Raw genomic sequence first — 26,594 nt, forward strand, 5'->3', positions numbered from 1 at the left:
TCTGTATGTAAAATTGTTTCCAATATGTTCAATATTGGTGTGACTGGTTCCATAGTGGGCTACCATTCTTTTTTCAAAAATTTAGACACTTCCCCATTAAACACGATGTCTAAGAATCTATTATAATAATTGATCATAACACGCCTTGGTACTAAACAGAATAGCAATATTCCTCTAAAGTTTTAACTAGCCCAACAACCGAAATAGCGGTCTAGTTGGAATCAATAGTGGAAATAAAACTGATTTAAAACCTTACTCACCATCATACATCAAAATGAGATTCTCTTCCTTTAAAATAAAATGTCTTGTCCTTAATCACACAGCCAGGAGTAGTAAAATAAGCGGAATTTTTCCGTTTATTAACCAGACCTGATGCTTAACATGCTTTCCCCTTGATCCTTCTTTTATAAGGCTCTTTTCTATAAGATTGTTGTTTTTAGACATAGTTAATGTGTAGAGCTCGTTGATTGGAACGGAAGGTATGTGACTCCTGCGGGATGTGCAGGCAGGATGAGACCCCGCAGGAACGAGGAGGCTCATCACCTGCCCCGCGGAAAGCACATACCTGGAGTGCAAATCAACCTAACCTAGTCAAATAGCAACAAACTTTGAGAAAACAGCCTTTTATAAAAATAACTATTTTCATCCCCATCGAGTGCCACAATGAATGCAACCTCACATATGGATTGAAAATAAGCAATTTTTACCTTACCTCTACTGAATCGTGTTATAATATATAAAAAAAAATCGGAGTGATATTAATGGAAGAAACATTAAAATTAATTCTTAATGAACTAATAGAACTTAAAGAAGGACAACAAGAACTAAAGAAAGATGTTTCAAGTATTAAAGATAATCTTACAAACGGTCTGGGACCATATTTTGAACACATAGAGAAACATATTGATGAAAAGACAGCAGAATTTAAAGAAAGGTTAGAGGAGCAAGAAAGATTCCTTGATACTTTAGCAGCACGGTCAGTAAAACACGAAAGTGAAATCAAAAACTTTACACGCTTATTGAACGACAAATAAGGGAGTACTTTGATTTTATCTGTAGCATTTCCTCCTATTTCCACAATCTGTGTAGGTTTTGCTTAAGAAAAAAAATCACCCCAGCACATAGGTCTGTTCGTGATTTATTTTAATGATATTCAATTTTCTAAACCTCTTACCCTTCTTAAACACTCAAATACCGATATACATCTTCATCCTTTATCTCTTCTACAGAGCTTTCATAAACGATTGATCCATGGTCAATCACATAAATGTAATCTGCTACACTTTTTGCATAGTCCAAATTTTGTTCGACTAAAATCATCGATGTTTTACTCTTTTCTTTAATATCACGTATGACTCTTTGAATATCCTCAACAATATTAGGCTGAATTCCTTCTGTTGGTTCATCTAATAATAAGAATGATGGATTAGAAACCAAGGCTCTTGCAATCGCTAGTTGCTGCTGTTGCCCTCCACTTAAGTCCCCGCCATTACGCTTCTTAAATTCTTTTAAAATTGGAAAGTATTCATAGATATCTTCTCGAATTGTATTTTTCTTTGACCCACCACTTGCTTCTAGACCAATTAATAGATTTTCATAAACCGTTAGCTTCGGAAAAATCTCTCTACCTTGTGGAACATAACCAATCCCATGTGTAGCACGATAGGATGGACTTTTTTTCGTGATATTATCATTCTTAAAAAGAATACTTCCACTCTTCGGTGATAAGATACCCATAATGGCTTTTAATAAGGTTGTTTTACCAACACCATTTCGTCCCATAATACAAACCACTTGGCTTTCCTTCACCTTTAGCTGAATGTTTCGTATCACCATGCTCTCACCGTACCCGACCTCAACGTTATCCAGTTCTAGCATTTGATTAAGCCTCCTTTCGACCAAGATATACCTCACGAACCCGAGGATCATTTTGAACTTCTTCCATTGAACCTTGACAAAGTAATTGACCTTCATGCATCACTGTCACGATATCCGCGTACTCTTTCACAAAATCCATATCATGCTCAACAATTAATACGGTTCGATCCTTTGCAATCTCACGAATCATTTCTCCTGTCTTCAGTCTCTCAGCTTTAGACATTCCTGCGATCGGTTCATCTAATAAAACAAGACCTGGATCCTGCAGTAAAACCATTGCGATTTCTAACCATTGCTTTTGCCCATGTGATAGTGATCCTGCCTGTTGGTCCTTTTCATCGATTAACCCGGTTAAATGTAGCATTTTTTCAATATCTTCTTGTTGGCTTTTTGTTATTTTTGCAGTAATGGTTGCCCAAAGTCCCTTATCCTGTTTTAAGGAAATGACCATATTTTCATAAACGGTTAAGTTTTGAAAGATCGAAGGCGTTTGGAACTTTCGAGAGATTCCGATATGGACGATTTTAAAATCCTTTAATTTCACTAGATTTTGATCCTCCATATACACAACCTTTCCTTTACTGACTTGAGTTTTCCCACAAATAACATCTAATAAAGTCGTCTTTCCTGCCCCATTAGGCCCAATCAAGAAATGCACTTTATTATTTGTTACCTTAAAATTCAAATTCGTAATGGCTTTAAATCCACTAAATTCAACTGTAATTTTTTTCGACTCTAGCACTGTTTGGCTGTTTAGCATGTAAACCACTCCATCTCTTTTGGAATTTCTTAAATAGTCCCATCAAACCGTCTGGTAAAAATACAACGACAATAACGAACATTAGTCCTAAGAAATACAACCAAATATCTGGGTAGGATTCACTGAAGATTGTTTTAGCCCCGTTTACGATAATCGCTCCTAGCACTGGACCAATCAGTGTACCACGTCCCCCTAATGCAACCCATAACACCATTTCAATAGAAGGAATAATCCCCATCATCGTTGGTGAAATAATTCCTACCTGAAGAACAAACAACATTCCTGCTAACCCAGCAATACCAGCTGATAAAGCATAAATAAACGTTTTGAAGATCGCTGGATCATAACCTAAAAACCGAAGGCGATTTTCCCCATCTCTAATTCCGATCAACACCTGACCTAAACGTCCATTAATCAACATCTTACTTGCAAAATAAACAATTGCTAGAACCGCAGCTGTAATAAAATAAATAACAGTCTGTGTTGTTGTTGATGCTAACGAAAATCCAAAAATGGTCGTGAAACTTGTTAAACCATTTGTCCCACCAGTTAACCCTTGTTGCCCTACAAAAAGTGTGACCACAACAACAACTAATGCTTGCGATAAGATGGTAAAATAAACGCCATTAATTCGATTACGGAACGTTAACAACCCAAGAAGCATGGCAAGTACTAAAGGAATGAATATCCCAAGAATGATTGCTAGAATCGGATTTTGAAATGGCACCCAAATGAACGGAAGCTCTTGTACACCACTCCATGCCATAAAATCTGGTAGTCTAGTACCGGCAGCCTCTAGCTTCAAATACATCCCCATTGCATATGCACCAATTCCAAAGAAAATCCCATGTCCTAAACTCAGTACTCCTGTATACCCCCATAACAAATCCAAACCGATTACTAAAATAGCAAAAGCTAAATATTTACCTAGAAGATTCAGGCGGAAATCAGTTAGAAACAGCGGCGCTATAAGTAACACGATAAAACCTAACAATAGAAGATTTTTTTGATTAAAGATTGATGTATTCACTATTTTCCCCATAAAGTCACCTCGCCTTATTTTATTCGTCAAGTGCTCTTGAACGAGAACTTACAAGCCCTGAAGGTCTCCATTGTAAAAATGCAATAATTAGCATAAATACAAGTACCTTCCCGATTGTTGCTGACGTAAAAAATTCAAATATTGTATTGAAAAACCCGATTCCAAATGCACCAACCACTGCTCCTACAAGAGCACCAACTCCACCAACGACGACTACCATAAACGCATCGATAATGTAATACGTCCCAATTGTTGGACCAATAGGACCAAGTAAGGTTAAGGCACACCCTGCAATTCCAGCAAAACCTGAGCCAATCGCAAAGGTGGCTAAATCGACCCTTCTTGTTTGAACACCTAAACATTCTGCCATTTGTCGATTTTGCATAACTGCACGAACTCTTCTACCATTAGTCGTCCGATAAAAATATAGAAAAATAGCAACAAGACATAAAATCGAAAGACTTAATATAAAAATTCGTGAATATGGTAAAACTAGTGTACCGATCGTAAGTCCACCATTTAAAAAGCTCGGGCTCTGTACACCAACATTAGGTGCACCAAAAATCGATCTTGCTAATTGTTGAAGCATTAAACCAATCCCATATGTTGCTAGTAAGCTATCTAAAGGACGTTTATATAAAAACCGAATCAACGATACCTCTAGTAAAATTCCAAACGCTGCAGCAATTAAAAAGGCGACCGGAATGGATAATAGAAAGTAAAGATCAAAGAATGTTTCCGGTACATACTTTAGAAACATTGATTGAATGACATATGTGACATATGCTCCAATCATAATTAACTCTCCATGCGCCATATTTATTACCTTCATTAAACCAAAGGTAACAGCAAGCCCTAGAGCAATTAATAGTAAAATGGAACCAAGGCTTAATCCATTAAACAGGGTTAATATTGCACCACTCATATCCTTGCTCCTTTCCTGAAAATAACAGTTATTTGAAATACCAAACAATTTAATGTTTTTTAAAAATAAAATCGATTTTATATTGTTATAATTTCTAACAAAAGAAAAAGGGCAAAAAGTAGATAGAGGCCTAAAAACAAACCTCTACCTATTTTAACTATTTACTGCCCTAAGCTTTCAGCTAATCCGCTTGCCCAATCAAATCCTTTTAAGAATGGATCTGGTTTAACTGGTTCACCTGAATTCCATAGCTCTGTAATTTGTCCGTCCGCTTGTACTTCACCAATTCTTACTGTCTTATATACATGCTGGTTTTCACCGTCAACCTTTACAAGACCACCTGGTGCTTGGAATTCTAATTCCTTTGCAGCTTCTTTAACAGCATCCACATCAGTCGTTCCAGCTTTTTCTACTGCAGCAGCCCATAAGTAAACTCCAAAATAACCTGCTTCAATCGGATCTGCTGTTACACGATCTTCTCCATATGCTGCTTTGTAAGCTTCAACAAACTTAGTATTTTCAGGCGTATCCGTTGTTTGGTAATAGTTCCAGCTAGTTAAATGACCTTCAATCACATCTGCACCAATTCCTCGAACTTCTTCTTCAGCAACACTAACTGAAAGAACTGTAATATCTTCTGACGTAATCCCTGCATCCTTTAACTGTTTAAAAAATGCAACATTACTATCACCATTTAACGTATTGAAAATCACATCTGGTTTTTCACTCTTTATTTTCGCGATGACTGTGTTATAGTCTGTATGCCCAAGTGGTGTGTATTCCTCACCCGCTAAATCTGCACCCGCATCTTCAAGCTGTGCTTTAATCGCTGCATTTGCAGTTCTTGGGAATACATAATCAGATCCTAATAGGTAAAACTTCGTACCACGATTTTCTAATAACCACTCAACTGCAGGAACAATTTGTTGGTTTGGCGCTGCACCTGTGTAAAAGATGTTTGGAGAGCTTTCCATCCCCTCATACTGAACTGGGTACCATAGTAAGCCATTGCTTTCTTCTACTACCGGAAGCATCGCTTTACGACTCGCTGAAGTCCATCCACCAAAGATCGTTGCAACCTTATCTTGCTGTAATAATTTCTTCGCTTTTTCTGCGAATGTCGGCCAATCTGACGCGCCATCCTCAATAACTGGTTTAATTTGCTTTCCTAAAACACCGCCATTTGCATTGATTTCTTCAATTGCCAATAATTCTGCATCATGTACAGATGTTTCACTAATCGCCATCGTTCCACTTAGAGAATGCAAGATCCCTACTTCAATCACATCTTCTGAATCAGAACCACCTTCAGTTGATCCAGTGCTTCCCTCTTCTTCAGTAGTTGCGCCATTACTTCCTGAACAAGCTGCAATAATCGTTGTAATAGCTATCATTAGTAAAAAAAGATAAAAATGTTTAACTCTCATTTTTCTAACCCCCATTTTTTTGTATGTAAAATTTTCTGACAACTTGATGTTATCATCCCTGTAAATGATGTTCCACTACTTTGTAAGGAAATCTGACATAGTTTTTTTAAATTTTTAAAAAATGGCAGTGTTATTCAACTATTTTGATTCATGTAATTAGACTAAGCTTTAGGTGTTTTAGCTTTCAGAGCGCTCCTATTGAACAAAACCTTTCCCCAGACCCCTTGTTTTGTCCATATCGAACAAATTCTTTCCTCGAACCAGGCGTTTTGTCTAATAGACCGCCCCTATTGAACAAAACCTTTCCTAGGACCGTTTGTTTTGTCCAATAGACCGCCCCTATCGAACAAATTCTTTCCCCAGACCGCTTGTTTTGTCCAATAGACCGCCCCTATCGTACAAATTCTTTCCCCAGACCGCTTGTTTTGTCCAATAGACCGCCCCTATCGAACAAACTCTTTCCTCAGACCGTTTGTTTTGTCCAATAGACCGCCCCTATCGAACAAATTCTTTCCTCGAACCATGCGTTTTGTCCAATAGACCGCCCCTATCGAACAAACTCTTTCCCCAGACCGCTTGTTTTGTCCAATAGACCGCTCCTATTGAACAAACCCTTTCCTCAGATGCGTTTTGTCCAATATAAAACTCCTATCAACCAAAGCCTTTAAGCAAACTATCATTTTTTTCCATCCGCATGTAGTCAGCTCTAAAACAAAAAAGCACCTAATGCCTAATTAGACACTAAGTGCTCCACCTTACAATCTATTAACCTTTCCCTACAAAACCTATATCTCAATACTTCCGCCAAAGAATAGATTCTTTATTTAATAACACACGTCTAGCATATGTCTGGGCTTCTGCTATGATCGCTTCAATGACCCCAGAATGATTTGCTAGTAATCGCATAATAACGCCTTGATCTGGTAATGCTGATAACCCAAAATGAACATCGGGATATTTTTCATTTAAATGATCATACAAATGATCTAAAAACTTTTTATTCGCTCCTTCATGAATAAGAACAAACGTACCTGTATGGGTATACCCTTCCATTTGCATGATTCCGCTCATTTGATCGTCAGGCTCTAATAAAAGGTGATCAAATAACACGAGAACTCCGTCTCTATAAATCTTCAACTTCGACCGAATCCATTCATATTTAAAAAAACTCCCATCCTCCGCCCAGCCAGGAGTCATACTATCACTATAAAAAAAGCATGAATCATGCTCTAATTCAACCTCTGTTTCTTGTATAAAACGAGCGTCTTCATACGCAATCAAAGGATCTGGAATGTACTCTAGCACACTTCCAGATCCTAGTTTTATTTTTGTCATCTGACGTACAGGCTCTGTAGGAGTTTTATAAACTTTTGTTGATGATTGTGTCGTAACTACGAGATGTGCACCATCATCTACCTGTATTTGAGTGAAATAAGAATCTCCATTCACATACCCTCCACCAACATGAATGAGATAGATAGAAGGCGAATCCTCCTCCAGGTAGATCGGACGCGCTATTTTTAAGGCACCCTCATAATAGCAAGATGAGATAATCGTTCTTTCATTCTTTTTAGAGGCTAAAAGATCTAAAACTCCCGTGTAGCTCATGAACCTAATCCCATTAATAATGCGTTCTGTTTAATCCAATCAACAACCTTGTCTAAACCAGTTCCATCCTTCAAATTCGTGAAAATATACGCTTTATCTCCTCTTGCAGCAATCGTATCACTTTCCATAACCTCTAGACTCGCCCCCACATATGGCGCTAAATCAATTTTATTTATAATAAATAAATCAGATTTAATCATCCCCTGCCCGCCTTTTCTAGGGATTTTCTCCCCTTGAGCAACATCAATGATATAGATCGAGAAATCAACCAACTCTGGACTAAAGGTAGCAGCTAGGTTATCTCCACCACTTTCCACAAAAATCAATTCTAAATCAGGATGCAGCTCTGTTAGCTCATCAATCGCGGCAAAGTTCATCGATGCATCTTCACGAATCGCTGTATGTGGGCAGCCTCCAGTTTCAACACCAATGACACGGTCTTCAGGCAACACTCCATTTTTAATTAAAAAATTCGCATCTTCTTTTGTATAAATGTCATTGGTTACAACAGCCATACTTAGCTCTTCATTCAATGCTCGCGTTATTTTTTCAACTAGCATCGTTTTACCGGCCCCAACAGGACCACCAACCCCTATTCGTATCGGTTCCATTCTCATCTCTCCCTCTTCACATTTTTTAAGACATAAATAATCGGACAGGCAGTCGCTCATGGCGCATTTGCGCAATTTCTAAGCCTGGACTTACAGCACCTAAATCATCCTTTGTTAGCTTCATGATTGTATTTTTCGCCTCGTTAATCTTTACCTGTATTTCAACCAACAACCTTTGCCCATCTGTTTGCCCTAAAGGCACACCTCGAACTGCATTTTGAGTAAGAGATGATACAGAGGCAAATAGGTATGCTGACAGAATTTTCTCCTTATCAATCTGCAAATGATGTGCAACAAACGCAAACACAAGTGCCGAGTGACCAAACCCCTGTTTATTTTTTATAAAATAAAGATACTCCCCTAATGCAGGTATAGCGTATAAATCCATACACAGCTTAGCCATTCGCTCCTCAATTCTCCGATTACCCTCTCTCGTTTCCTTTGCAAGGGTAGACACAAACAATAGACGATCTATTTCAAGCAACTCATCCATACCCCTGCCAGATTCCAAGACTTCATATGATAGTCTACAAGCAAGACCATCCGAAAAAACGAGTTGTTTATCAACAAAAACAGACAGTGCCGTTTTAAAGCTTTCCTTATCTACAATGATTTGCTCTTGGATATATGTTTCTAAACCAAAGGAATGCGAAAATGCCCCAGAAGGAAAATTAGAATCACATAACTGTAGTAAAGGGAATAAATCATTATCCATGACTATGTCCTATATGACGAAACGCTTGACCCACTTTTCTCTTTTCACGTTTAAAAGGCACCTTTACCTGTGACAGTAGTTCCTCAACAAGATAATCATACTGAACCAGCATTTCATCACCTTCAAATTGAGCTGGAAGATGGCGATTTCCTAATTGGTGTGCAATATCACCCATTTGTCCAATCGAAGTAGGCATGATCACTAGAACATCATCCTCTTTTACCGAAATAACAATCATATTTTTTTCATCCATATGAAGAATATCACCATCAACCAAATCTTTATGATCCTTTAGACGAATTCCAATTTCTCGTCCATGATCTGTCACAACCCTCTGAATTCTTTTTACTAATAAATCACTTTCCAAATATACACGTTCAACATGTGGAGCTCTTTTCTCGATCGCCGAGACATTACCTAGCACTTTTTCAATGATCATTTTATTCACCTCAAAATAAGAAATATCGCTGAGCCATCGGAAGAACCTCAGCTGGTTCACATGTGATTAATTCTCCATCCACACGAACTTCGTATGTTTGTGGATCAACTTCAATATTTGGTGTCGCATCATTAAATATCATTGATTTTTTCGAAATGTTCCGAATTCCTGAAACATACTTCACTTCTTTTTGAAGTCCTAACTCTTTATGAACGCCATTTTCAAATGCTGCCTTAGAAACGAATGTGATCGATGTTCGATACTTCAAGCTTCCATGACTTGCAAACATTGGGCGGTACAAGACGGGCTGAGGAGTAGGAATACTTGCGTTAGGATCACCCATTAAACTATGAGCAATCATCCCACCCTTTAAAATCAGATCTGGTTTCACTCCAAAAAATGCAGGATCCCATAAAACTAAATCAGCAAATTTACCAACCTCCACAGATCCTACATAGTCAGAAATACCATGAACAATCGCTGGATTAATGGTGTATTTGGCAACATATCTTTTTACACGAAAGTTATCCCCTACTTCGAGATCCTCTTGCAATTTGCCACGTTGCTTCTTCATTTTATCGGCTGTTTGCCATGTACGGGAAATCACTTCACCCACACGTCCCATTGCCTGCGAGTCAGATGAAATCATACTGAACACACCTAAATCATGTAAAATATCCTCAGCAGCAATGGTTTCCTTTCTAATTCTTGAATCAGCAAAAGCAACGTCCTCCGGAACACTCGGATCCAAGTGATGACAAACCATCAGCATATCTAAATGTTCTTCAAGTGTGTTTACTGTAAATGGACGGGTCGGATTTGTGGATGACGGAAGAATATTTGAATATCCAGCCGCCTTAATGATATCAGGAGCATGCCCTCCTCCAGCACCTTCAGTATGGTATGTATGAATAACACGACCATCAATTGCCGCGATCGTATCTTCTACAAACCCACCTTCATTTAACGTATCTGTGTGGATTGCGATTTGGATATCATATTTGTCCGCTACTTTCAAACTCGTATCAATCGTCGCCGCAGTTGTTCCCCAATCTTCATGAAGCTTCAATCCAATCGCTCCTGCTTCTACCTGTTCAATCAGAGGCTTTTCATCTGAAGAATTTCCTTTTCCTAAGAATCCTAGATTCATAGGGTATTCTTCTGCAGCAAGAAGCATCCCATGAATATTCCATGGTCCTGGTGTACAAGTTGTTGCATTTGTTCCTGTTGCAGGACCTGTACCTCCACCTAACATTGTCGTAATACCCGAAGAGAGTGCAGTCTCAATCTGCTGTGGAGCAATAAAATGAATATGAGCATCAATTCCACCGGCAGTTACTATTTTTCCCTCTGCAGCAATCACTTCAGTAGAAGCTCCAATCACAATATCAACATTGTCCATCAATAACGGGTTTCCAGCTTTACCAATCGCAGCAATATAACCATCCTTCACACCAATATCCGCTTTATAAATGCCTGTATAATCGAGAACGATGGCATTAGTGAAAACTAAATCAACACTCTCGGCTCTAGTTGCTAATGGATGCTGTCCCATACCATCCCGTATTACCTTGCCTCCACCAAATTTCACTTCATCTCCATATGTTGTATAATCCTTTTCAATCTCGATAAATAGCTCGGTATCTGCTAAACGGACGGCATCCCCGACTGTTGGACCAAACATATCAGCATACTGCTTTCTGGACATCTTAAAGCTCATTATTCTACCTCCTTTCCAACCGGACCATTTGTTTTGTTGTTTAAACCATAGACCTTTTGTTCGCCAGAAAACAAAACAAGCTCTACTTCCTTTTGATCTCCAGGCTCAAAACGCACAGCAGTACCAGCAGGAATATTAAGGTGCATCCCAAAAGCTTGTTCACGGTCAAAGTGTAAACCTGAATTAACCTCAAAGAAATGAAAATGCGATCCTATTTGAATCGGTCGATCTCCTCTATTGAGAACTTGAATTTTCTTCGATTGCTTATTAGCGTTACATACAATCGGATCTTTCTTCAACACATACTCACCAGGAATCATTCACTCTTCCTCCTCTTATTAACGAATTGGGTCATGCACCGTCACAAGCTTTGTACCATCAGGAAAAGTCGCCTCAACCTGAATATCATGAATCATCTCAGGAACACCCTCCATTACATCTTCCCTTGATAAAATTGTGGCACCATACTGCATTAACTGTGCTACCGTCTTTCCATCTCGTGCACCTTCAAGAACTTCATATGTAATAATCGCTACTGCCTCTGGATAATTAAGCTTCAATCCCCGCCCTTGTCTCCGGCGCGCTAAATCAGCAGCTACAACCACCATCAACTTCTCCATTTCCCGTGAAGTAAGCTTCATTCTCTTCACCCTTTCATTTAAACAACATTAATCCACACAACTCATAACACCCATTGTAAGAAAACTTAACATACAAATAAAGTAACATATGTTGGTTTTTTTTACAATATTAAAAAAAATAAAAAAACTGGTGCACGGGGACGGTTCTCATGCACCATTTAGGAGTATTGGTGCAGCAAAGAAATAATGCCTAACAAAAAAATCACCTTACCACAAATGTGTAAGGTGATTTTTCAAATGACATCTCTAGGTTCAACTTTATTTAAATTTAATAATAAATGTTGATCCAGATGGACTAGTATTGATATCAATCGTTGCATTATGATTTTTTGCAATTCTATAACAAACAGATAAACCTAAACCATTACCTCCTGATTTAGTTGTTAAAAAAGGTTGTCCTATATTTTCAAGTATAGCAGCTGGAATACCTATACCTTCATCGGAAATTTCCATTATAACTTCATTTTCACAAGAAGAAAGTGTAGTCTTTATTGTTAAATGTCCGCACTGATTCATAGCCTCTATCCCATTACGACAAATATTTAATATAAGTTGTTTCATTTCCTTTTTATTTAATTCAATATCTGGAATAACACCTAACTCTAAAATTGCGGTTTTATTCTCTTTAATTGCGTATGATTCTATTAAAGGAAACATCTCTTCAATGATTCTATTTAGATTTTTTTGCTCGAAATGATAACTATCTGCTGATTTAGCTAATGTTAAATATTCAGTTATAATATCATTAGCTCTGTCTAATTCTTCAATCATTACTTGATTATAAATCATTTCTTTTTCAGGTAAATCCACAGATTTAAGCTGTAAAAAGCCTCTTATTGTTGTTAAAGGGTTTCTAATCTCGTGTGCAATTGTAGCTGCCATTTCTCCTATGGATGACAGTTTATCAAGTTTAGAGATTTCCTCTTCATATTTTTTCTGACTTTTTAATTTCTCAGCCATTTTATCTAATTCAGGTAATAATATATTTGATTGATGATTGCTATCGCTAATAATAGCATCAGTAACTTCCTTAATTTGTTTCTCTATATTATTAAATACTACTTTAATAAAAATTATTAACAACAATAAAAGAAATAACCCAAACAGTAATAGATTTATCAGGTATTTAGTAACGTTTTCGTATAGATCATCCATCTTTATATTTGTCCATGTATGACCAATAATCCGTCCGTCTTTTTCAATTGGATAAGTAATAGCAAAAATAGACTTTCCATACCAGGCGATAGAATCTCCGGAGTAAACATACTCATGCTTTCCAGTTTTATAAGATTTGAAGTAAGGAAAAGTTCTAGGTACTCTTTTTAAAAAATCTTCTTTAAATTCAGGAGCAATAGCGATAACACTATCAAGGTCGATAGAGTAATATCCCATTCCTAAATGAGGGTAGAGTCTGGAGTAATTTTCTAGAAGGGGCTGAATTTCTTCATTTAATATACGAACCTTTTCTTGATTGGATTGATTATGAGCATTTTCTTTAGTTAAGATATCATCAAAAGCAAAATTTAAATTCATCTCTAGTAGTTTTGCCACATTATAAATTTCCTTTGCTCTTGATTCTTTTTCTTTTTCTAAATAATTATTTGTAATAAAGAGGGCTAACGTTATAACAAAAGCTATCACTAACAAGACCGTTATAAAATACGCACGATTAATAATAGAGACTTTAAAAAAACGATTCATTAACTCAACACCAATCTATCTATAATAATTGTTACACTCTATTACATATTTTAACATACATAGATACTGAGCCTATTAAAACAACTAAAAGTTCCGCAATTCTCCACTTTCCTGTAAGCCACCAATCAAAAAACGCATATAGAGACAAGAGGACTGTTCCAAGGAAAAATTAGACTGTCTACAACGACAGCCTAATGAGTTTCAGACGTGAACCTTTTTACTTTTCTACTGAAAATTTTCTAGCTCTTACAAATGCATATAAACCAAATCCAAGAACTAGTGTCAGCGCACCGATTAACAGTAGAGAGTGGTTATTTGTTGCTGTATCAGGAAGATTATTTCCAGTTTCTTTTTCTTCTTTATCAGTTGCTGGTTCTTCCTTATCAGTCGGATCTGTGACTACCTCTGGATTTTCTGAATCAACCGGATCAGTTGGTTGCACAGGGTCCTTTGAATCCACTGGGTCTACTGGATCTACCGGGTCTACCGGATCAACTGGGTCAACCGGGTCTGTTGTTTCATCTTTCACTTCATTTTTTATAACAATCGTTGTTAACGGATCTAATGTTAGTGTAGTTTCCGTTAAATTGAAACCAGAAATCTCCGAAACTTCTACCACTCCTGCCTCATCACTATCTACTAATACTTTATAAGCAGTTAAATCCTCTGATAGTGTAAGTGTTCGTTCTTGATTATCAGCGTTTATGAATACATAGTAGCTTCCCGTTCCATCTGTTGATTCATTTTTATAACCAATTACTAAATCTTGCTCTTTCATTTCAGGAGATTCAATTAATGTAACATTAGAGTTTACTAAGTCCATTTCACCAAGCCTAAATGCGTTTGAAGACCTTCTAAGTTCAATAAGACCAGTTGTATATTCTCTTGTTACATTATTAACTGAGAAAGACTCTGAATTTGTTGCTTTTTCCCAATCAAACATATTAATTGCATCTGAAGAATCATATGAATCGTGAACAAAGTAGCCAAATATATTTCCACTTTCATCTTCTAATGCATGGTACTTTTGTTCTGGCACTCCATCTGCCTTCCATTGTTTTGTACGCCCAAGCTCTTGCCCTGCATGAATAAATGCAGTTCCTTGAGAGGTTAAAATCATCGCGTTTCCGATTCGGATTCGCTTATGGATTTCTAAGTCATTTTCAGCTATCGATGGATCTTTTTTAATCGATTGTGCAATAACATCATATAATGGTAGATTATCATGGGCTGCAATATATTGAACCATATCACCTGGATCATCTGCAGGTGTATTTGTTGGTTGACCTTTAATATTATTAAAGATTAAATTAATATCTCTTGCCCCACCGGTAAGGAATCGTGGCTCACCTTCTGAACCAAAACCAGATTTTAATTCATTTCTGATTTCATCAGAGAATACACCAACACTATCCGTTTGGTCCATCCAATCTTGGTCTGCACCCATTCCTTGAAGTGATGGATCAGCTAAGTGACCGCCAAATGTTCTCCAGCCTTCTCCAATAAATAATGCATCGGGATTGATTTCAGCTGCAGCATCATATGCTTTTTGAACAGAGTCATACGTCGCATCACCCATCATATCCCATCTCATACCATCAATCTTGAACTCTTCAAACCAATATTTCACTGAATCTACCATAAGCTTTTCTGCCATCTGATGATTCGTAGCTAAGTTATTTCCAAAACCACCGATAAAATTACCATTTGCATCCTGGAACGCATAATAGTTAGGTACAATATCATTTAAAAAGCTAGCTTTTGCCATATGAGTATATACATTATCAAGGACTACACCCATACCTGCATCATGAATCGCGTCAATTAGTTCTTTTAACTCTTGAATTCTTAGCTCTGGATCTTCTGGGTTCTCAGAGTACGCACCATCTGGAGTGAAATAATTGTGTGGATCATATCCCCAGTTATATTCATTTCCGCCAGCTGAATAATCTAATTCCCTTTGCCCCATGTTCGTTTCGTCTCCAAAATACCAAGCCATAACTGGTAATAACTGAACATGTGTCACTCCTAGAGACTTAATGTAGTCTAACTTATCAATAAATGCAGAATACGTTCCCCATCTACCATTTAAATCAGCTTCAATTGATGGATCTGATGTAAAATCTCGAACATGAACTTCCCAAATAATCGCATCTTCTCTTTTTTCATAGCCTTCAATATTTCCTCCATTAAAGCCAGAAGGATTTGTTTTACTTAAATCAACAATTGCTGCTTTCCCGACTGTATCCCCATCCGGACCAGCTTCACCCTTCGTATTCACAGTAAAAGCAGCCATAGATTTTGCATATGGATCTAATACTTGCTTTGTTACCCCATCATTTGTTACATCATATTGATAGTAATAACCTCTTAAGTCTGACACACCTAACTCAGCAGGTGTCACATCCTTAGACCATACTCCATCTTCACCTAGCTCAAGCTGAATGCTACCAATTTGGTTAGAAGCATTGTCTTTATCAAAAAAGTTTGCTGTTACATCACTAGCTGTTGGAGCCCATAACCTTAATGTGACATTTCCATTGTTATATGTTGCACCTAGGTCATTGCCATCATAAGAGTACATTTCATCCAATAATCTCCAACCTGCTTTTGCAGAAACAGTTCTTCCCTGGAATGTCACATTAAATGGGCCATTCCCCAAGTTGATTGGTGCATGAACAACAACTGATGTATCACTAGCAATTTCAACAGATTCAATTGTTACGGAGTTATTGTCTTTATCTGTAATACTTAGTGATTGTTGTAAATCATCAGCCGTTAATCCTTTTGTACTTGTAAAAGCTAGCAAGAATTTGCTATCAGATAAAACTTCACCTGATACAATCCCAGTTGGTGTTTCCCAATATGGCGAAATATAAACGTTATCATCACCTTTTTTAATCCATAAACGATTATAGTCTTGAAGAAGTGAGAATCCTTTGTCTCCACCTTCTTTTTCACCAGTTTCTCGGTTTACAACTAAGAAACCAATCTTTTGCGCATTTTCTTTCAACTCAACATCTACATATGCACCATAACGGTCAGTTTGTTCAGCCGTGAAAGGAAGAGCTGATGTTGGCCAGCTTTCGAATGTAGCTGTTACATCTTCCCACATCCAAAGGCCGAGATTTTCAAAATTATGATCGTCTCTTACATAATGAATTCTTACAGTATTTTCAGCAAGTTCTACTGGTTCATATGTAAAAACTTCATCTGTTCCTTCTTTAATCCAAATTTCATTCATTTCAGGGGAGTTTATTGTAAATCCTTTATCTCCACCCTCTTTTTCACCAGTTGTTCTGTTTACAACTAAAAATCCTACATTCTGTGCACCTTCGATAAGTTCAACATCGACATATGCCCCATAGCTGTCTGTCTGTTCAGCTGTAAAAGGAGTTGCTCCTACCGGCCAGTTGGCTGATGGTGTTGCAATATCATTCCATAACCAAAGTCCTAAATTTTCATAGCTATGATCTAATCTTTGATAATGAATTCTTAATGTGTTTTCTGGAATTTCTGTTACAGCTTGATTCGTTAAAGTCTCTGCATTTGCATCATATGGTAGTTGAAAGCTTCCAATCGGAAGCAATAAGGCAAAAACTACCATGAGGATTAGTGCTTTCTTTAATTTGTTCTTTTTCATAAACCCACCCTTTAACTAAGTATTCCGTAACACATTTTCACTTTAAAGAATAGATAGATTAATAGATACATTTGAAAAACGTTTTATCCTATCATAGAATTCTACAGAAAAACGATGTGTTAAAAATTATGTATGTGACTTCTTCCATTTTAATAAAACGCTTTCTCACTAAAAATAAGTATATATATACTAACCATAAACAATCCCTTCGTAAAGTGTGCAAACGGTTTCATCAATATTATAAGTTTCCAATGTTTTACTTGTCAACCATATTATGAAAGCGATTGCGCAATAATATCATAAGGTGAATGGATCAGACAATCAATGTAGCATTGTTTATCACAGTCTCTTGGTACTCACCCAAAATTAACTGAGTTTGTTACATAGGCTTTGGACTCTCTGCCTTTTTTACAAAACAAAAAACACCCATCACCGTTAATTTATCAACAGTGATGGGTGTTACTAACTATTTCTTTGGGCAAAATTCTCTGGACTAGTTACTTAAAAGTCATAGCACTGCGGTTTCATTTCTCTTAAACTTTAAAGTTACTAATTAATAATTGTAATGTTTCTGCATTCTTAGCAAGAACTTGTGCTGATGAAGCGATTTCTTCCATTGATGCTAATTGCTCTTCCGTAGCTGAAGAGATCGACTCCGAACTTGCTGCCGTTTCATCCGCTATTTCTTTTACACCATTAATCGATTGTGTCACTTGTCCCATACCTGAAGCTAATGAATTGACTAAGTTCGCTACTTCATCAATTTGCGTAACCACTTCAGTAATAGAGCCCTCTATATTATTAAAGATCGTTCCAGCATCTTGTACAACGACTAATCCTTCATTTACTTCCGAAGATGCAGAGGTTACAGTGTTCATCGTTTGTTGTGTATCTACCTGAATGACTTTGATTAGTTTAGAAATTTGGTCTGCTGATTGCGCTGATTGCTCCGCTAATTTCCTTACCTCACCCGCTACAACCGCAAATCCTTTTCCTTGTTCTCCTGCACGAGCAGCTTCAATTGCCGCATTTAATGCCAAGAGATTTGTTTGGTCTGCGATCCCAGTAATGACACTAGTAATGTTCCCAATTTCGTCTGTGCGTTCTTTTAATCCTTTAAATGCTTCTACTAATGATGTAACTGTTTGATTAATAGATTTCATTTGAGTGCTAACCTTGTTAATCGATTCTTTTCCTTCTTTAGAAAGGTGGGAAGTCTCTTGAGCATTCGTTAACACATGATCTGTACTCTTAGAAATTCTTTCAGTAGATGTTGACATGTCAACAATAACTAAGTTACTATTATCCACACTTTGCAATTGGTTTTTCGAACCATCTGAGAGCTCTTGTATCGTAGAAGAAATATGCTCACTAGCTCTTGTGCTTTCTTCTGCACTTGCACTTAATTCTTGAGAAGAAGCCGCTAATTGCTCAGATGTTTCACTCATCGTTTTGATGATCGATCTAACTCCACCAATCATACTATTAAATGAGCTAGTCAGTTTTCCAACTTCATCCTTTGATTTGTACGTTCCTTCTACTGTGAAATCTCCATTTTCTACTTCGGATAGAAATCCTTGTAATTGTCTAATTGGTTGAACAATCGATCTAGCAACGACAATGCCAACCAATAAGGAAACTAGCAAAGAAAGAATCATGATTGTTGTTAGAAAAACGCTCGTTTTCTTCGCAATAGTTTTATCTGCTTTGTATATAAATTCCGCATTTTCCGCATTTAATGCTTGGATGTCGGTTAACGCATTATTCACTTCATCTCTTAATGGCTTTACCTCTTCTAGATAGCTAGTAAAGGCTTCTCCATTTTTGTTCTCAAAGGAAAGACCAATCATTTTTTTAGCAACTTCACCTATTTTGGAGTTCTTTTGTTTATACATTTCATATTTTTCTTGGATATTAGGATGTAGTCTTAAACGATCTATTTCTCCCTGAAGCTTATCCACTTCCTCAGCAGTAGCGATAAGTTTCCCGAGGACCTCTTCCTTTTGAGCACTCTCACTCAATAGTATTTCTAAGCTATAAATATCTAATTTCGCATCAAGACTTCTCAATTCACCGAATAACTGATTAGGAATTAATTGTTCTTCATAAATAATCTCTTCACCTTTTGCTATTTTATTAACGGATGTTATTCCTTCCATCCCAACTAATCCTAGTCCTAATGCGGAAATGACTAATATGATTACTATTTTCTTGAAGACGCTTAAATTTTTAAAGAATGTAAATTTTGACCCTATTTTCATGATAGATCCTCCTTTTTTTCGACTCTATATCTTATTTATCGACATAAACCGACAAACTTTTAATCTATTTTTTAGTAAATTCAAAAAAACTCTCAGCCATCTATGCAGAAAAAAGTACGCATAGAGATTGAGAGTTTAAACAAAGTGTCGTCCTATATAATCAATCGTATTCTTTCTCAAACTAATAAACTTCTACATCTTACATAGAATCTTTGGACGTATGCCTATTTTTCTAGCACAGAAAGAACGACAGCTTGCTTTTATGACAAATCATGATCATCTAATATTCCTTTTCACAATAATAAAAAGGGATTTTTTTAGAATTATTAAAAATGGGTGTAAAGCAGCTTTGAAGTTCTATTGTAAAGGGGTGTAGATAAAATCCTTAGTTATTTAAGTTGGATGACACCATCCTCATCTAACAAACATAGAGTATATTAATCATTCTAAGATATCCGTTGGAATGTCCTTATAGCATTGAAAATACCTTAGATGGTCATGAGTAATAAGAGGTAAATTTTTAAAGCGTTGATTAACTAAGCGTTCATTTTTATCCATAGAACTGTATAGTCGTTGGTAGGACTTTTGTTGATAAATCTCGTCCATCAAGCATTGGTAATTACTTAAAATAGTGTCATATTCTTTTAAACACATAAAATAGGTCGCTCTTGCTTCCTTCATCTCAGTTAGTAATGGATTTAATTTGTTATGTTCTAATTGTGGTAATACATGATGATCCCAGTCCTTTGATCGTTCTTCACTAGTAGACCTTTTTTCTTTATGCCTTTTTTCCTCTCTATATTGTTCAAAACATTCCCATTTAATCAAATCTCCCATAAAAACCATCTCCTTTCTTTTAGAAGTATGTTGCGATTGGATAAGCGTAACGGTGATTGTCCTTTAATTGGACACAAATGGACAAATATCTTATCTATCTCTCCACACAAAAAGGGCTACATCTAAGATGTAGCCCTTTTAACAAATTAATTAGTAACCACCACCATAACCACTACCACCAATTGGATAGTTGTTACCTACGATGATTAATAGGATGAATAAAACAACTAAAAGTGTAAAGCTGTTTGACATTCCGCCTCCGTAACTCATGATATCACCTCCTTATAGATTGTGATTAGGTTGCATTTAATAACCTTGTGCAATTGGATAGTTAGATCCAACAATAATTAACAGAATGAATAATACGACTAAAAGTGTAAAGCTGTTTGACATTCCGCCTCCGTGACCTCCGTAGCTCATCAAATCACCTCCTTCAAAAATGATAGATTTGTGATTAAAGATTACTTCTAATAACCTTGAGCAATTGGATAGTTAGATCCAACGATAATTAATAGAATGAATAATACGACTAAAAGTGTAAAACTGTTTGACATTCCGCCACCGTAACTCATCAAATCACCTCCCTCAAAATAATAGATTGTGATAAAAGGTTACCTTAATAACCTTGTGCAATTGGATAGTTGGAACCAACAATAATTAGCAGAATGAATAGTACAACTAAAAGAGTGAAGCTATTTGAGCCGTTATTCCATGAACCCATTGATTCCACCTCCTTTATTAGCTTTGTTATATCCTATGAAAAAACTTTCATAGAGGACAAGGCATCTGTCTTTGTTTTGCAAAAAAAGGCGCTTTTCTTAATCCCCTTGTTCTGCAATTGGGTAATTTGTGCCAACAATAATTAATAAGATGAACAACACAACTAAGAGAGTAAAACTGTTTGAGTTGTTACCATAGGGGTTACTAGTACCATAGCCAGTGCCATAGCCACAATTGCCTGACCATAATCCCATATTTTCTCACCTCCTTATTGAGTACTTACTATACTCTATGAAAAAGGATTACTAGAGGACATGGCGATTAAACCATTTAAAGTAAAATTGGATGTTATTAATAGAAGAAATAGGAATAGACTTAGATCGTTCATGGTGTAGATCTCATATGTTTATACAAAAAAAGAAGCAGAGTATTCTGCTTCCATTCATATGATTAAGAGCTCGTAAACGATTAAAAGCTTTACCGATGTCTTAACCTTTTTAACATTTTTACATGTTGATCAGTTATCAGTTCCTCAAGATTATCTCAATTTACCTTTTAGTTCTGAATTGGAGAATTCACTGAATTTATCCCTTGGTTAATGTCCATTTGAATAAGAAACTCTCTTCTATATGATGGGAATAATCCACGACAATGTGCATAGTGGAAGGTTTTTTCATTCCTCCCAAAATAAAAGTATCCCTGTAGTAGTGATTAATTCTATTTCCTAATCTCACAAAAAAATGGCGACATCAAATGATGTCGCCATTTTGATTAAATCCTTTTTTAGTAACCACCACCTTATATTGAAAAAGAATCTATCAAAGTATACGAAAAGAATTAGATAATATAAATATGCTTTCTCCTTTGATTAAATATGTAAAGGAAGCCAATGAAACGACTTCCTTTTCCGTGAGGTGTTATGAGTTGCATTGCCATTGCAGGTGATATGGTTGGCATACTTTACTATATGTTTTCATTACTAGTTTGATAGGGCTTTTTGCTAGATTTTATAAAAAAGGCGCTTGTAACAAGTAATTCTAAGACTGAATGATAAACCTTATAATCCAAATAAAAAGAAGCCTGGTGCTGAGGCTTCTTTTTTCCGTAGAGATGTTAAATGAGTGTTTGCAGGTCTCCCTATACTCTATTAAGGAATCTATTAAAAGGGAAGGGCTCTTTGCTAGTTTTTATCAAAAAGGCGCTTGTCCTCTATCAGGCTACATTAGACGTTTAGTTGGATCTCCTTATTCATTCACTCCCATCTTCTTCAACTATTATGATTCACTCTACCTTGTATTGTATTCATCCCCTTTTCATTACGCAATGGACAAGTTCACCAAGACATTTATGGAAAATTGTACGAATGCCGCAGGACATGAACCCTTACTTTCCAAAGATATCTTGCATAAGATAACGTAACAAAGATGAATGGAGGTGTTGATATGAGCGGTGTAGTTGCAGGAGGCGGTTATGGATATGGTGCAGGATTTGCACTAATTGTTGTTTTATTTATCCTACTTATCATTGTAGGAACTTCCTATACAGGATATGGATACTAAAAACACAAGATAAAGGAGTGAAAAATATGTCTTGGTGTGGTTATGGTTACACAGCACCTGTTGCTTCATATGGAACGACTAATCATTCATTCGTATTGATTGTTGTTCTTTTTATCCTACTTATCATTGTAGGAGCTGCTTGGTGTTAATATAGTAGGTAGGAGGTCATTATGGCCTTCTATTTTTTTATGTATATAATTCATTTACCTTACAATGCACTTTTATATAAAAAAACGCGTTCAGTCTAATTGATTATTTATTGTACTTCCTTCCACTTCATCCCAATAAAAATTGGAGGGTAATAGATTGGATTCACCCAGTTGTAGGAACCATCTTCTTGCTATTGAGCGATTTGGAACTCTTTGTCTTCATCAAAACGAATCGCCCATTTATCACTAACAAACGTTTTATTTTCCTTCTCAGCAAGAATTGATGCTTCGTCAAAGGTTACATTTTCTCCTCAGACTTGTCTGCTTGTTGAGTGATATCACTAGTAGACTCAGAATCCCAGACTCCTATAAAGTCAAATCCCTTCAACCCTGACTCTATTACCTTATCTTTAAATTTATCTGAAACAAATACCTGGGTTTTTATTAATTTCTTTTCTTCATGATCCACAACTTTAAATATATCTTGTCCTTCCAAACATTCCTCTTTAAAAGCATATTTTTTATACTTCATGATCAAACCAGAGCGAAACCTTTTCACTTCTGCCTTTTCACCATCAATACAGTCAAGAACATTTATAACATTTATGGCATAGTATTTTTCTGATTCTTTGCTAATAGGCAGTACCTCTACCATATCACCTAACACGTCTTCTAATTCTTGAACCGCTTTATCACTAAAAACTGGTGGAGCTAAAAGACCCGGAGGAAAATCCCCCTTTTTACCACCTTTATATATTCCCACTTGATTATGTATCCAAATATCTTTTATCGGTACACCATTAAAATGATCATGAAAGAATTGACTATCATCTTCATTTAAAAAGCTTAATGTTTCGTAATCATCGTATAGTTTATGTAATAACCATATTTTCACGAGTCACCGTCCACCTTTCTAAAAAAGCTCCGCTAGTCATCTAATTTAATGGTCATAGCCCCATATTAGTAGAATCCCAAACCTCTATAAAATCAAAGCCTTCTAGCCCAGAGTCTATCACTCTCTGTCTGAAGATATCTGAAACAAATACAGCAGATTTCAGTATTTTCTTAGTATCATGAAATACGATTTTAAAAATATCTTGCCCACCTATTACTTCAGGTATAAATTCATATTTTGTATATTCCATTGTTCTACCATGAAACGTTCTGGAGACCGATAACTCTGGATTAATACAATCTAAAACGTTTACTACATTGATTACATAATATTTCCTATTATGATCTATTATTAATGGTAAAACCTCTACCTGACCTTCTATTAAATTTGCTAATACTTCTGCGGCTTTTTCACTAATCACAGGAGGAGATAAAAGCCCTGCTGGAAAATCACTTTCTTTTCCCTTTTTATAAGTTGTTACTTCCATTGGAGTCCAGTTGTTTTCCATCGTAATACCAACAAACTCTTTTTGAAAAACATCACTATCTTTTTCATTAAGGAATCCTAATAATTCGTATTTTCCGTATTGTTTATTTAATGACCATATTTTCATACTAAAATTCCTCCTACGTTTACTCTAAGATTCTCCACTTCATCTCAATAAACATAGGTGGATAATATATTGGATTGAGCCAACGAAATGTCCCATCTTCTTGAAGGTGACCAATTTGTACTTTTTTGTCCTCTCCAAGCCGTATCGCCCATTCATCACTCAATACTATTTTATTATGATTTCTCACTAACATAGAAGCCTCTTCAAATGTATAGAATTTTTCTGAGTTTCTATGAAATGAAGATATTTTGTTTTTAGTTGAACTTATCATACGTTTAGTAGAATCCCATACTTCTATAAACTCAAAACCACTAAGTCTAGCCTCTAACACTTTTTCTCTAAAAAGATCTGAAACAAACACTTGCGTTTTCAACAGTCTATACGTATCATGAGTGACTATTCTAAATATATGACAATCCTTTATAACATCTTCTATGAAAGCATATTTTAAATAGTCATCCACTAATCCACCTTCACCTACTTCTACTTCTGAGTTATCTTTGTCAATACAATCTAGTATATTTGTAACGTTCCCAACATAATATTTATCATCGTTTTCAGTAATCATCGGAAGTAGTTCAACTTCCCCCTTTAACAAATCTCCTAACACTTGTACTGCCTTTTCACTAAAACTAGGTGGGGATAAAAGACCACTCGGAAAATCGCTCTTTTGACCTTTTTTAAAGGTTTCAATTTGTAAGGTTTCCCAGTTCTCAGACATAGGAACACCTCTAAAGTTCTTTCTAAAAAGTTTCCCAGTACTTTGGTCGGAAAAACGAAATACTTCGAAATTCGCATATGCCCTTTTTAGTAACCATACTTTCATGAGGTTTCTCCTGTATTATCAATTAATAGTAGACTCAGAGTTCCACACTTCAATAAAATCAAATCCTTCTAAACCGGAATCTATAACTCTATTTCTAAAAGCATCTGAAACAAATACATCTACTACTTGAACTTTTTTTGAATCATGAAAAAGATACTTAAAGATATCTTGGCTAACAACTACCTCTGACTTAAAAACAATTTTAGGATATTCAATGGTGATCCCGTGAAATGTTCTTGCTTCAGATAACTCAGGATCAATACAATCAAGTGTATTCACTACATTTATTGCATAATATTTCTCATTATCTTTATGCATGGGAACAAATTCAACTTTTTCTTCTAATAGACTTCTCAATACTTCAACCGCTTTTTCACTCATGACTGGAGGACTTAGTAATCCTGCAGGAAAATCACTTTTTCGTCCTTTATTGTAGGTAGAGACATCAATCCGCTTCAAATCGCCCATTGAAACACCTCTAAAGCCTTCATGAAACACATTACTGTCATTATCATTTTCAAACTTAAGTGTCTCGTAATTTCCGTATAGTTTCTTTAGTAACCATATTTTCATGATACTACCTCACCCTATTACTTCTAAATATAGTAATATCATACAACAAAGCTAGAATCCTTCAACTATTTTTTTCCAGAACAGTGCATATTTTACTCTTTTAAACGAATGACAAAACCTTTTCCCTAGACAACAAAAAAAGATATTCCATCATGTAGGAAACAACCGCAAAATACATTCTTCAATAGACCTCGGTAGTCACATCATTTTACTCTAAGATTCTCCACTTCATCTCAATAAAAACAGGGGGATAATAAATAGGGTTTAACCAAAGGTATGTGCCATCCTCTTGCATATGTCCAATTTGAATTTGTTGTTCATTACCAAGACGAATCGCCCATTCGCCACTCAACACTATCTTATTATGTTTTCTTACTAGCTCTGATGCTAACTCAAAAGTATGCCATTCTATTGAATGATCCTGGAGGAACTTTTCTTCATGAACAGTCGAAATTTTTTTTTCATAATTAGTCGAATCCCAAACCTCAATAAACTCAAAGCCCTTAAGTCCTGCCTCGAGAACTGCTTCTCTAAAACGATCTGAAACAAATACTTTTGTCTTTAAGATTCGTTTTGAATCATGAACTAAAATCTTAAATAGATCCTCATCCTTTATTTTATCCTCTAAGAATGCATACCTCGTGTATTTCATCACTTGTCCATCATCAAACAACCTTACCTCTGCATGATCTTCATCAATACAGTCTAAAACATTTACGACATTCCCTGCATAATATGAATTTGCAACTTCTGTAAGCAAAGGAAGCAGTTCAACTTTTCCAGCAAATAAATCTCCTAATACATTAATAGCCCTTTCACTAAATGTAGGAACTGATAAAAGGCCTGCAGGGAAGTCACTTACATTTCCTTCTTTAAATTTATTAATATGTATAGGGTTCCATCCTTGAGTCATAGAATTCCCCCTAAACTCTGTTCTAAACATCTTTCGGTCTACTTCATTCGTAAAACCAAATTCAAAAAATTGACTAAATGCACTTTGGAGTAACCAAACTCTCATACTTTCACCCGTTTCGTTTCTAGTTTCATCCTT

At 36.1% G+C, this 26,594-nt stretch carries 29 protein-coding genes; 3 read left to right on the forward strand and 26 right to left on the reverse strand.

Annotated elements, in window-relative coordinates:
• The first annotated feature begins 761 nt into the window (after positions 1-761).
• Entirely contained in the window at positions 762-1,034 is a 273-nt protein-coding gene (locus BLQ56_RS02330; RefSeq protein ID WP_090849503.1) for a hypothetical protein, read from the forward strand.
• A gap of 145 nt (positions 1,035-1,179) precedes the next feature.
• On the opposite strand, the gene urtE is transcribed toward BLQ56_RS02330, so the two are convergent.
• The 21 genes from urtE to BLQ56_RS02435 all read right to left on the reverse strand — a co-directional run bounded on the left by urtE (position 1,180) and on the right by BLQ56_RS02435 (position 21,182).
• Positions 1,180-1,878, reverse strand: a complete 699-nt coding sequence (gene urtE, locus BLQ56_RS02335; RefSeq protein WP_090849505.1) for an urea ABC transporter ATP-binding subunit UrtE — start codon at positions 1,876-1,878, stop codon at positions 1,180-1,182.
• A 4-nt stretch (positions 1,879-1,882) separates the two neighbouring features.
• On the reverse strand, positions 1,883-2,638 hold the full coding sequence (gene urtD / locus BLQ56_RS02340) for an urea ABC transporter ATP-binding protein UrtD (protein WP_090849507.1): 756 nt from the start codon (positions 2,636-2,638) through the stop codon (positions 1,883-1,885).
• The gene (gene urtC / locus BLQ56_RS02345; protein ID WP_090849509.1) at positions 2,592-3,680 is read right to left on the reverse strand and encodes an urea ABC transporter permease subunit UrtC; all 1,089 of its coding nucleotides are present in this window, start codon (positions 3,678-3,680) and stop codon (positions 2,592-2,594) included. The genes urtD and urtC overlap by 47 nt, the downstream gene beginning before the upstream one ends.
• Before the next feature lie 19 nt (positions 3,681-3,699).
• Complete coding sequence (urtB, locus tag BLQ56_RS02350; RefSeq protein ID WP_090849511.1) at positions 3,700-4,605, reverse strand: urea ABC transporter permease subunit UrtB; 906 nt, start codon at positions 4,603-4,605, stop codon at positions 3,700-3,702.
• A gap of 161 nt (positions 4,606-4,766) precedes the next feature.
• Positions 4,767-5,999, reverse strand: coding sequence for an urea ABC transporter substrate-binding protein (gene urtA / locus BLQ56_RS02355; RefSeq protein WP_386756461.1), 1,233 nt, complete (start codon positions 5,997-5,999; stop codon positions 4,767-4,769).
• An 825-nt stretch (positions 6,000-6,824) separates the two neighbouring features.
• A complete protein-coding gene (locus BLQ56_RS02360) occupies positions 6,825-7,640 on the reverse strand; it encodes an urease accessory protein UreD (RefSeq protein ID WP_090849513.1) in 816 nt (271 codons plus the stop codon).
• The gene (ureG, locus tag BLQ56_RS02365; protein WP_090849515.1) at positions 7,637-8,251 is read right to left on the reverse strand and encodes an urease accessory protein UreG; all 615 of its coding nucleotides are present in this window, start codon (positions 8,249-8,251) and stop codon (positions 7,637-7,639) included. The genes BLQ56_RS02360 and ureG overlap by 4 nt, the downstream gene beginning before the upstream one ends.
• A 25-nt stretch (positions 8,252-8,276) precedes the next feature.
• Positions 8,277-8,966 carry an urease accessory protein UreF gene (locus tag BLQ56_RS02370; protein ID WP_090849517.1) on the reverse strand — a complete coding sequence of 230 codons (690 nt, stop codon included), beginning with the start codon at positions 8,964-8,966 and terminating at the stop codon, positions 8,277-8,279.
• Positions 8,959-9,405, reverse strand: a complete 447-nt coding sequence (gene ureE / locus BLQ56_RS02375) for an urease accessory protein UreE (protein WP_090849519.1) — start codon at positions 9,403-9,405, stop codon at positions 8,959-8,961. Before ureE ends, BLQ56_RS02370 begins: the two co-directional genes overlap by 8 nt.
• Before the next feature lie 10 nt (positions 9,406-9,415).
• Entirely contained in the window at positions 9,416-11,125 is a 1,710-nt protein-coding gene (gene ureC, locus BLQ56_RS02380; protein ID WP_090849521.1) for an urease subunit alpha, read from the reverse strand.
• Positions 11,125-11,445 carry an urease subunit beta gene (locus BLQ56_RS02385; protein ID WP_090849523.1) on the reverse strand — a complete coding sequence of 107 codons (321 nt, stop codon included), beginning with the start codon at positions 11,443-11,445 and terminating at the stop codon, positions 11,125-11,127. The genes ureC and BLQ56_RS02385 overlap by 1 nt, the downstream gene beginning before the upstream one ends.
• 18 nt (positions 11,446-11,463) lie before the next feature.
• The gene (locus BLQ56_RS02390; protein ID WP_090849525.1) at positions 11,464-11,766 is read right to left on the reverse strand and encodes an urease subunit gamma; all 303 of its coding nucleotides are present in this window, start codon (positions 11,764-11,766) and stop codon (positions 11,464-11,466) included.
• Positions 11,767-12,024: 258 nt separating this feature from the next.
• Positions 12,025-13,467: an ATP-binding protein gene (locus BLQ56_RS02395; RefSeq protein WP_090849527.1), complete on the reverse strand. Its 1,443-nt coding sequence runs from the start codon at positions 13,465-13,467 to the stop codon at positions 12,025-12,027.
• Between the two features lie 217 nt (positions 13,468-13,684).
• A complete protein-coding gene (locus BLQ56_RS02400) occupies positions 13,685-17,110 on the reverse strand; it encodes a pullulanase (protein ID WP_090849529.1) in 3,426 nt (1,141 codons plus the stop codon).
• Positions 17,111-17,643: 533 nt separating this feature from the next.
• Positions 17,644-19,371: a methyl-accepting chemotaxis protein gene (locus BLQ56_RS02405; RefSeq protein WP_090849531.1), complete on the reverse strand. Its 1,728-nt coding sequence runs from the start codon at positions 19,369-19,371 to the stop codon at positions 17,644-17,646.
• A gap of 441 nt (positions 19,372-19,812) precedes the next feature.
• Positions 19,813-20,208: a hypothetical protein gene (locus tag BLQ56_RS02410; RefSeq protein ID WP_090849533.1), complete on the reverse strand. Its 396-nt coding sequence runs from the start codon at positions 20,206-20,208 to the stop codon at positions 19,813-19,815.
• A 150-nt stretch (positions 20,209-20,358) separates the two neighbouring features.
• Entirely contained in the window at positions 20,359-20,478 is a 120-nt protein-coding gene (locus BLQ56_RS02415) for a YjcZ family sporulation protein (protein ID WP_090849535.1), read from the reverse strand.
• Between the two features lie 36 nt (positions 20,479-20,514).
• The gene (locus BLQ56_RS02420; RefSeq protein ID WP_090849537.1) at positions 20,515-20,628 is read right to left on the reverse strand and encodes a YjcZ family sporulation protein; all 114 of its coding nucleotides are present in this window, start codon (positions 20,626-20,628) and stop codon (positions 20,515-20,517) included.
• A 47-nt stretch (positions 20,629-20,675) separates the two neighbouring features.
• Positions 20,676-20,780, reverse strand: a complete 105-nt coding sequence (locus BLQ56_RS02425) for a YjcZ family sporulation protein (RefSeq protein WP_090849539.1) — start codon at positions 20,778-20,780, stop codon at positions 20,676-20,678.
• Between the two features lie 44 nt (positions 20,781-20,824).
• On the reverse strand, positions 20,825-20,929 hold the full coding sequence (locus BLQ56_RS02430) for a YjcZ family sporulation protein (RefSeq protein WP_090849541.1): 105 nt from the start codon (positions 20,927-20,929) through the stop codon (positions 20,825-20,827).
• Between the two features lie 97 nt (positions 20,930-21,026).
• Positions 21,027-21,182 (reverse strand): YjcZ family sporulation protein, encoded by a 156-nt coding sequence (locus tag BLQ56_RS02435; protein WP_090849543.1) that lies wholly within the window; start codon positions 21,180-21,182, stop codon positions 21,027-21,029.
• 1,188 nt (positions 21,183-22,370) lie between these two features.
• Here BLQ56_RS02435 and BLQ56_RS02440 point away from each other — a divergent pair.
• Positions 22,371-22,487, forward strand: a complete 117-nt coding sequence (locus tag BLQ56_RS02440) for a YjcZ family sporulation protein (protein ID WP_090849545.1) — start codon at positions 22,371-22,373, stop codon at positions 22,485-22,487.
• 26 nt (positions 22,488-22,513) lie between these two features.
• Positions 22,514-22,636: a YjcZ family sporulation protein gene (locus BLQ56_RS02445; RefSeq protein ID WP_090849547.1), complete on the forward strand. Its 123-nt coding sequence runs from the start codon at positions 22,514-22,516 to the stop codon at positions 22,634-22,636.
• Positions 22,637-22,934: 298 nt separating this feature from the next.
• Here BLQ56_RS02445 and BLQ56_RS02450 read toward each other — a convergent pair whose 3' ends face one another.
• The 5 genes from BLQ56_RS02450 to BLQ56_RS02470 all read right to left on the reverse strand — a co-directional run bounded on the left by BLQ56_RS02450 (position 22,935) and on the right by BLQ56_RS02470 (position 26,456).
• Positions 22,935-23,531: an imm11 family protein gene (locus BLQ56_RS02450; protein ID WP_090849549.1), complete on the reverse strand. Its 597-nt coding sequence runs from the start codon at positions 23,529-23,531 to the stop codon at positions 22,935-22,937.
• Between the two features lie 52 nt (positions 23,532-23,583).
• Positions 23,584-24,144 carry an imm11 family protein gene (locus BLQ56_RS02455; RefSeq protein ID WP_090849551.1) on the reverse strand — a complete coding sequence of 187 codons (561 nt, stop codon included), beginning with the start codon at positions 24,142-24,144 and terminating at the stop codon, positions 23,584-23,586.
• Between the two features lie 19 nt (positions 24,145-24,163).
• Positions 24,164-24,970 (reverse strand): imm11 family protein, encoded by an 807-nt coding sequence (locus tag BLQ56_RS02460; RefSeq protein WP_090849552.1) that lies wholly within the window; start codon positions 24,968-24,970, stop codon positions 24,164-24,166.
• A gap of 18 nt (positions 24,971-24,988) precedes the next feature.
• Complete coding sequence (locus tag BLQ56_RS02465) at positions 24,989-25,543, reverse strand: imm11 family protein (RefSeq protein ID WP_090849554.1); 555 nt, start codon at positions 25,541-25,543, stop codon at positions 24,989-24,991.
• 208 nt (positions 25,544-25,751) lie between these two features.
• Positions 25,752-26,456: an imm11 family protein gene (locus tag BLQ56_RS02470; RefSeq protein ID WP_139163058.1), complete on the reverse strand. Its 705-nt coding sequence runs from the start codon at positions 26,454-26,456 to the stop codon at positions 25,752-25,754.
• Positions 26,457-26,594 lie beyond the last annotated feature (138 nt).

Origin of the sequence: Litchfieldia salsa (assembly GCF_900104555.1) — a bacterium.
GTDB classification, from domain to species: Bacteria; Bacillota; Bacilli; order Bacillales; family Bacillaceae_L; genus Litchfieldia; species Litchfieldia salsa.

Excerpts from the sequence above, each read along its gene's own strand:
- BLQ56_RS02425 (WP_090849539.1), bottom strand. The coding sequence starts at position 20,780 with ATGAGTTACGGTGGCGGAATGTCAAACAGTTTTACACTTTTAGTCGTA.
- BLQ56_RS02360 (WP_090849513.1), bottom strand. The coding sequence starts at position 7,640 with ATGAGCTACACGGGAGTTTTAGATCTTTTAGCCTCTAAAAAGAATGAA.
- BLQ56_RS02370 (WP_090849517.1), bottom strand. The coding sequence starts at position 8,966 with ATGGATAATGATTTATTCCCTTTACTACAGTTATGTGATTCTAATTTT.
- BLQ56_RS02410 (WP_090849533.1), bottom strand. The coding sequence starts at position 20,208 with ATGGGAGATTTGATTAAATGGGAATGTTTTGAACAATATAGAGAGGAA.
- urtD (WP_090849507.1), bottom strand. The coding sequence starts at position 2,638 with ATGCTAAACAGCCAAACAGTGCTAGAGTCGAAAAAAATTACAGTTGAA.
- BLQ56_RS02445 (WP_090849547.1), top strand. The coding sequence starts at position 22,514 with ATGTCTTGGTGTGGTTATGGTTACACAGCACCTGTTGCTTCATATGGA.
- BLQ56_RS02385 (WP_090849523.1), bottom strand. The coding sequence starts at position 11,445 with ATGATTCCTGGTGAGTATGTGTTGAAGAAAGATCCGATTGTATGTAAC.
- BLQ56_RS02465 (WP_090849554.1), bottom strand. The coding sequence starts at position 25,543 with ATGAAAATATGGTTACTAAAGAAACTATACGGAAATTACGAGACACTT.
- urtA (WP_386756461.1), bottom strand. The coding sequence starts at position 5,999 with ATGATAGCTATTACAACGATTATTGCAGCTTGTTCAGGAAGTAATGGC.
- BLQ56_RS02390 (WP_090849525.1), bottom strand. The coding sequence starts at position 11,766 with ATGAAGCTTACTTCACGGGAAATGGAGAAGTTGATGGTGGTTGTAGCT.
- ureC (WP_090849521.1), bottom strand. The coding sequence starts at position 11,125 with ATGAGCTTTAAGATGTCCAGAAAGCAGTATGCTGATATGTTTGGTCCA.
- BLQ56_RS02435 (WP_090849543.1), bottom strand. The coding sequence starts at position 21,182 with ATGGGATTATGGTCAGGCAATTGTGGCTATGGCACTGGCTATGGTACT.
- BLQ56_RS02415 (WP_090849535.1), bottom strand. The coding sequence starts at position 20,478 with ATGAGTTACGGAGGCGGAATGTCAAACAGCTTTACACTTTTAGTTGTT.
- BLQ56_RS02420 (WP_090849537.1), bottom strand. The coding sequence starts at position 20,628 with ATGAGCTACGGAGGTCACGGAGGCGGAATGTCAAACAGCTTTACACTT.
- BLQ56_RS02430 (WP_090849541.1), bottom strand. The coding sequence starts at position 20,929 with ATGGGTTCATGGAATAACGGCTCAAATAGCTTCACTCTTTTAGTTGTA.
- urtC (WP_090849509.1), bottom strand. The coding sequence starts at position 3,680 with ATGGGGAAAATAGTGAATACATCAATCTTTAATCAAAAAAATCTTCTA.
- BLQ56_RS02405 (WP_090849531.1), bottom strand. The coding sequence starts at position 19,371 with ATGAAAATAGGGTCAAAATTTACATTCTTTAAAAATTTAAGCGTCTTC.
- BLQ56_RS02400 (WP_090849529.1), bottom strand. The coding sequence starts at position 17,110 with ATGAAAAAGAACAAATTAAAGAAAGCACTAATCCTCATGGTAGTTTTT.
- ureE (WP_090849519.1), bottom strand. The coding sequence starts at position 9,405 with ATGATCATTGAAAAAGTGCTAGGTAATGTCTCGGCGATCGAGAAAAGA.
- urtB (WP_090849511.1), bottom strand. The coding sequence starts at position 4,605 with ATGAGTGGTGCAATATTAACCCTGTTTAATGGATTAAGCCTTGGTTCC.
- BLQ56_RS02440 (WP_090849545.1), top strand. The coding sequence starts at position 22,371 with ATGAGCGGTGTAGTTGCAGGAGGCGGTTATGGATATGGTGCAGGATTT.
- BLQ56_RS02395 (WP_090849527.1), bottom strand. The coding sequence starts at position 13,467 with ATGAATCGTTTTTTTAAAGTCTCTATTATTAATCGTGCGTATTTTATA.
- BLQ56_RS02455 (WP_090849551.1), bottom strand. The coding sequence starts at position 24,144 with ATGAAAATATGGTCATTAAATAAACAATACGGAAAATACGAATTATTA.
- BLQ56_RS02470 (WP_139163058.1), bottom strand. The coding sequence starts at position 26,456 with ATGACTCAAGGATGGAACCCTATACATATTAATAAATTTAAAGAAGGA.
- urtE (WP_090849505.1), bottom strand. The coding sequence starts at position 1,878 with ATGCTAGAACTGGATAACGTTGAGGTCGGGTACGGTGAGAGCATGGTG.
- BLQ56_RS02330 (WP_090849503.1), top strand. The coding sequence starts at position 762 with ATGGAAGAAACATTAAAATTAATTCTTAATGAACTAATAGAACTTAAA.
- BLQ56_RS02460 (WP_090849552.1), bottom strand. The coding sequence starts at position 24,970 with ATGAAAGTATGGTTACTAAAAAGGGCATATGCGAATTTCGAAGTATTT.
- ureG (WP_090849515.1), bottom strand. The coding sequence starts at position 8,251 with ATGGAACCGATACGAATAGGGGTTGGTGGTCCTGTTGGGGCCGGTAAA.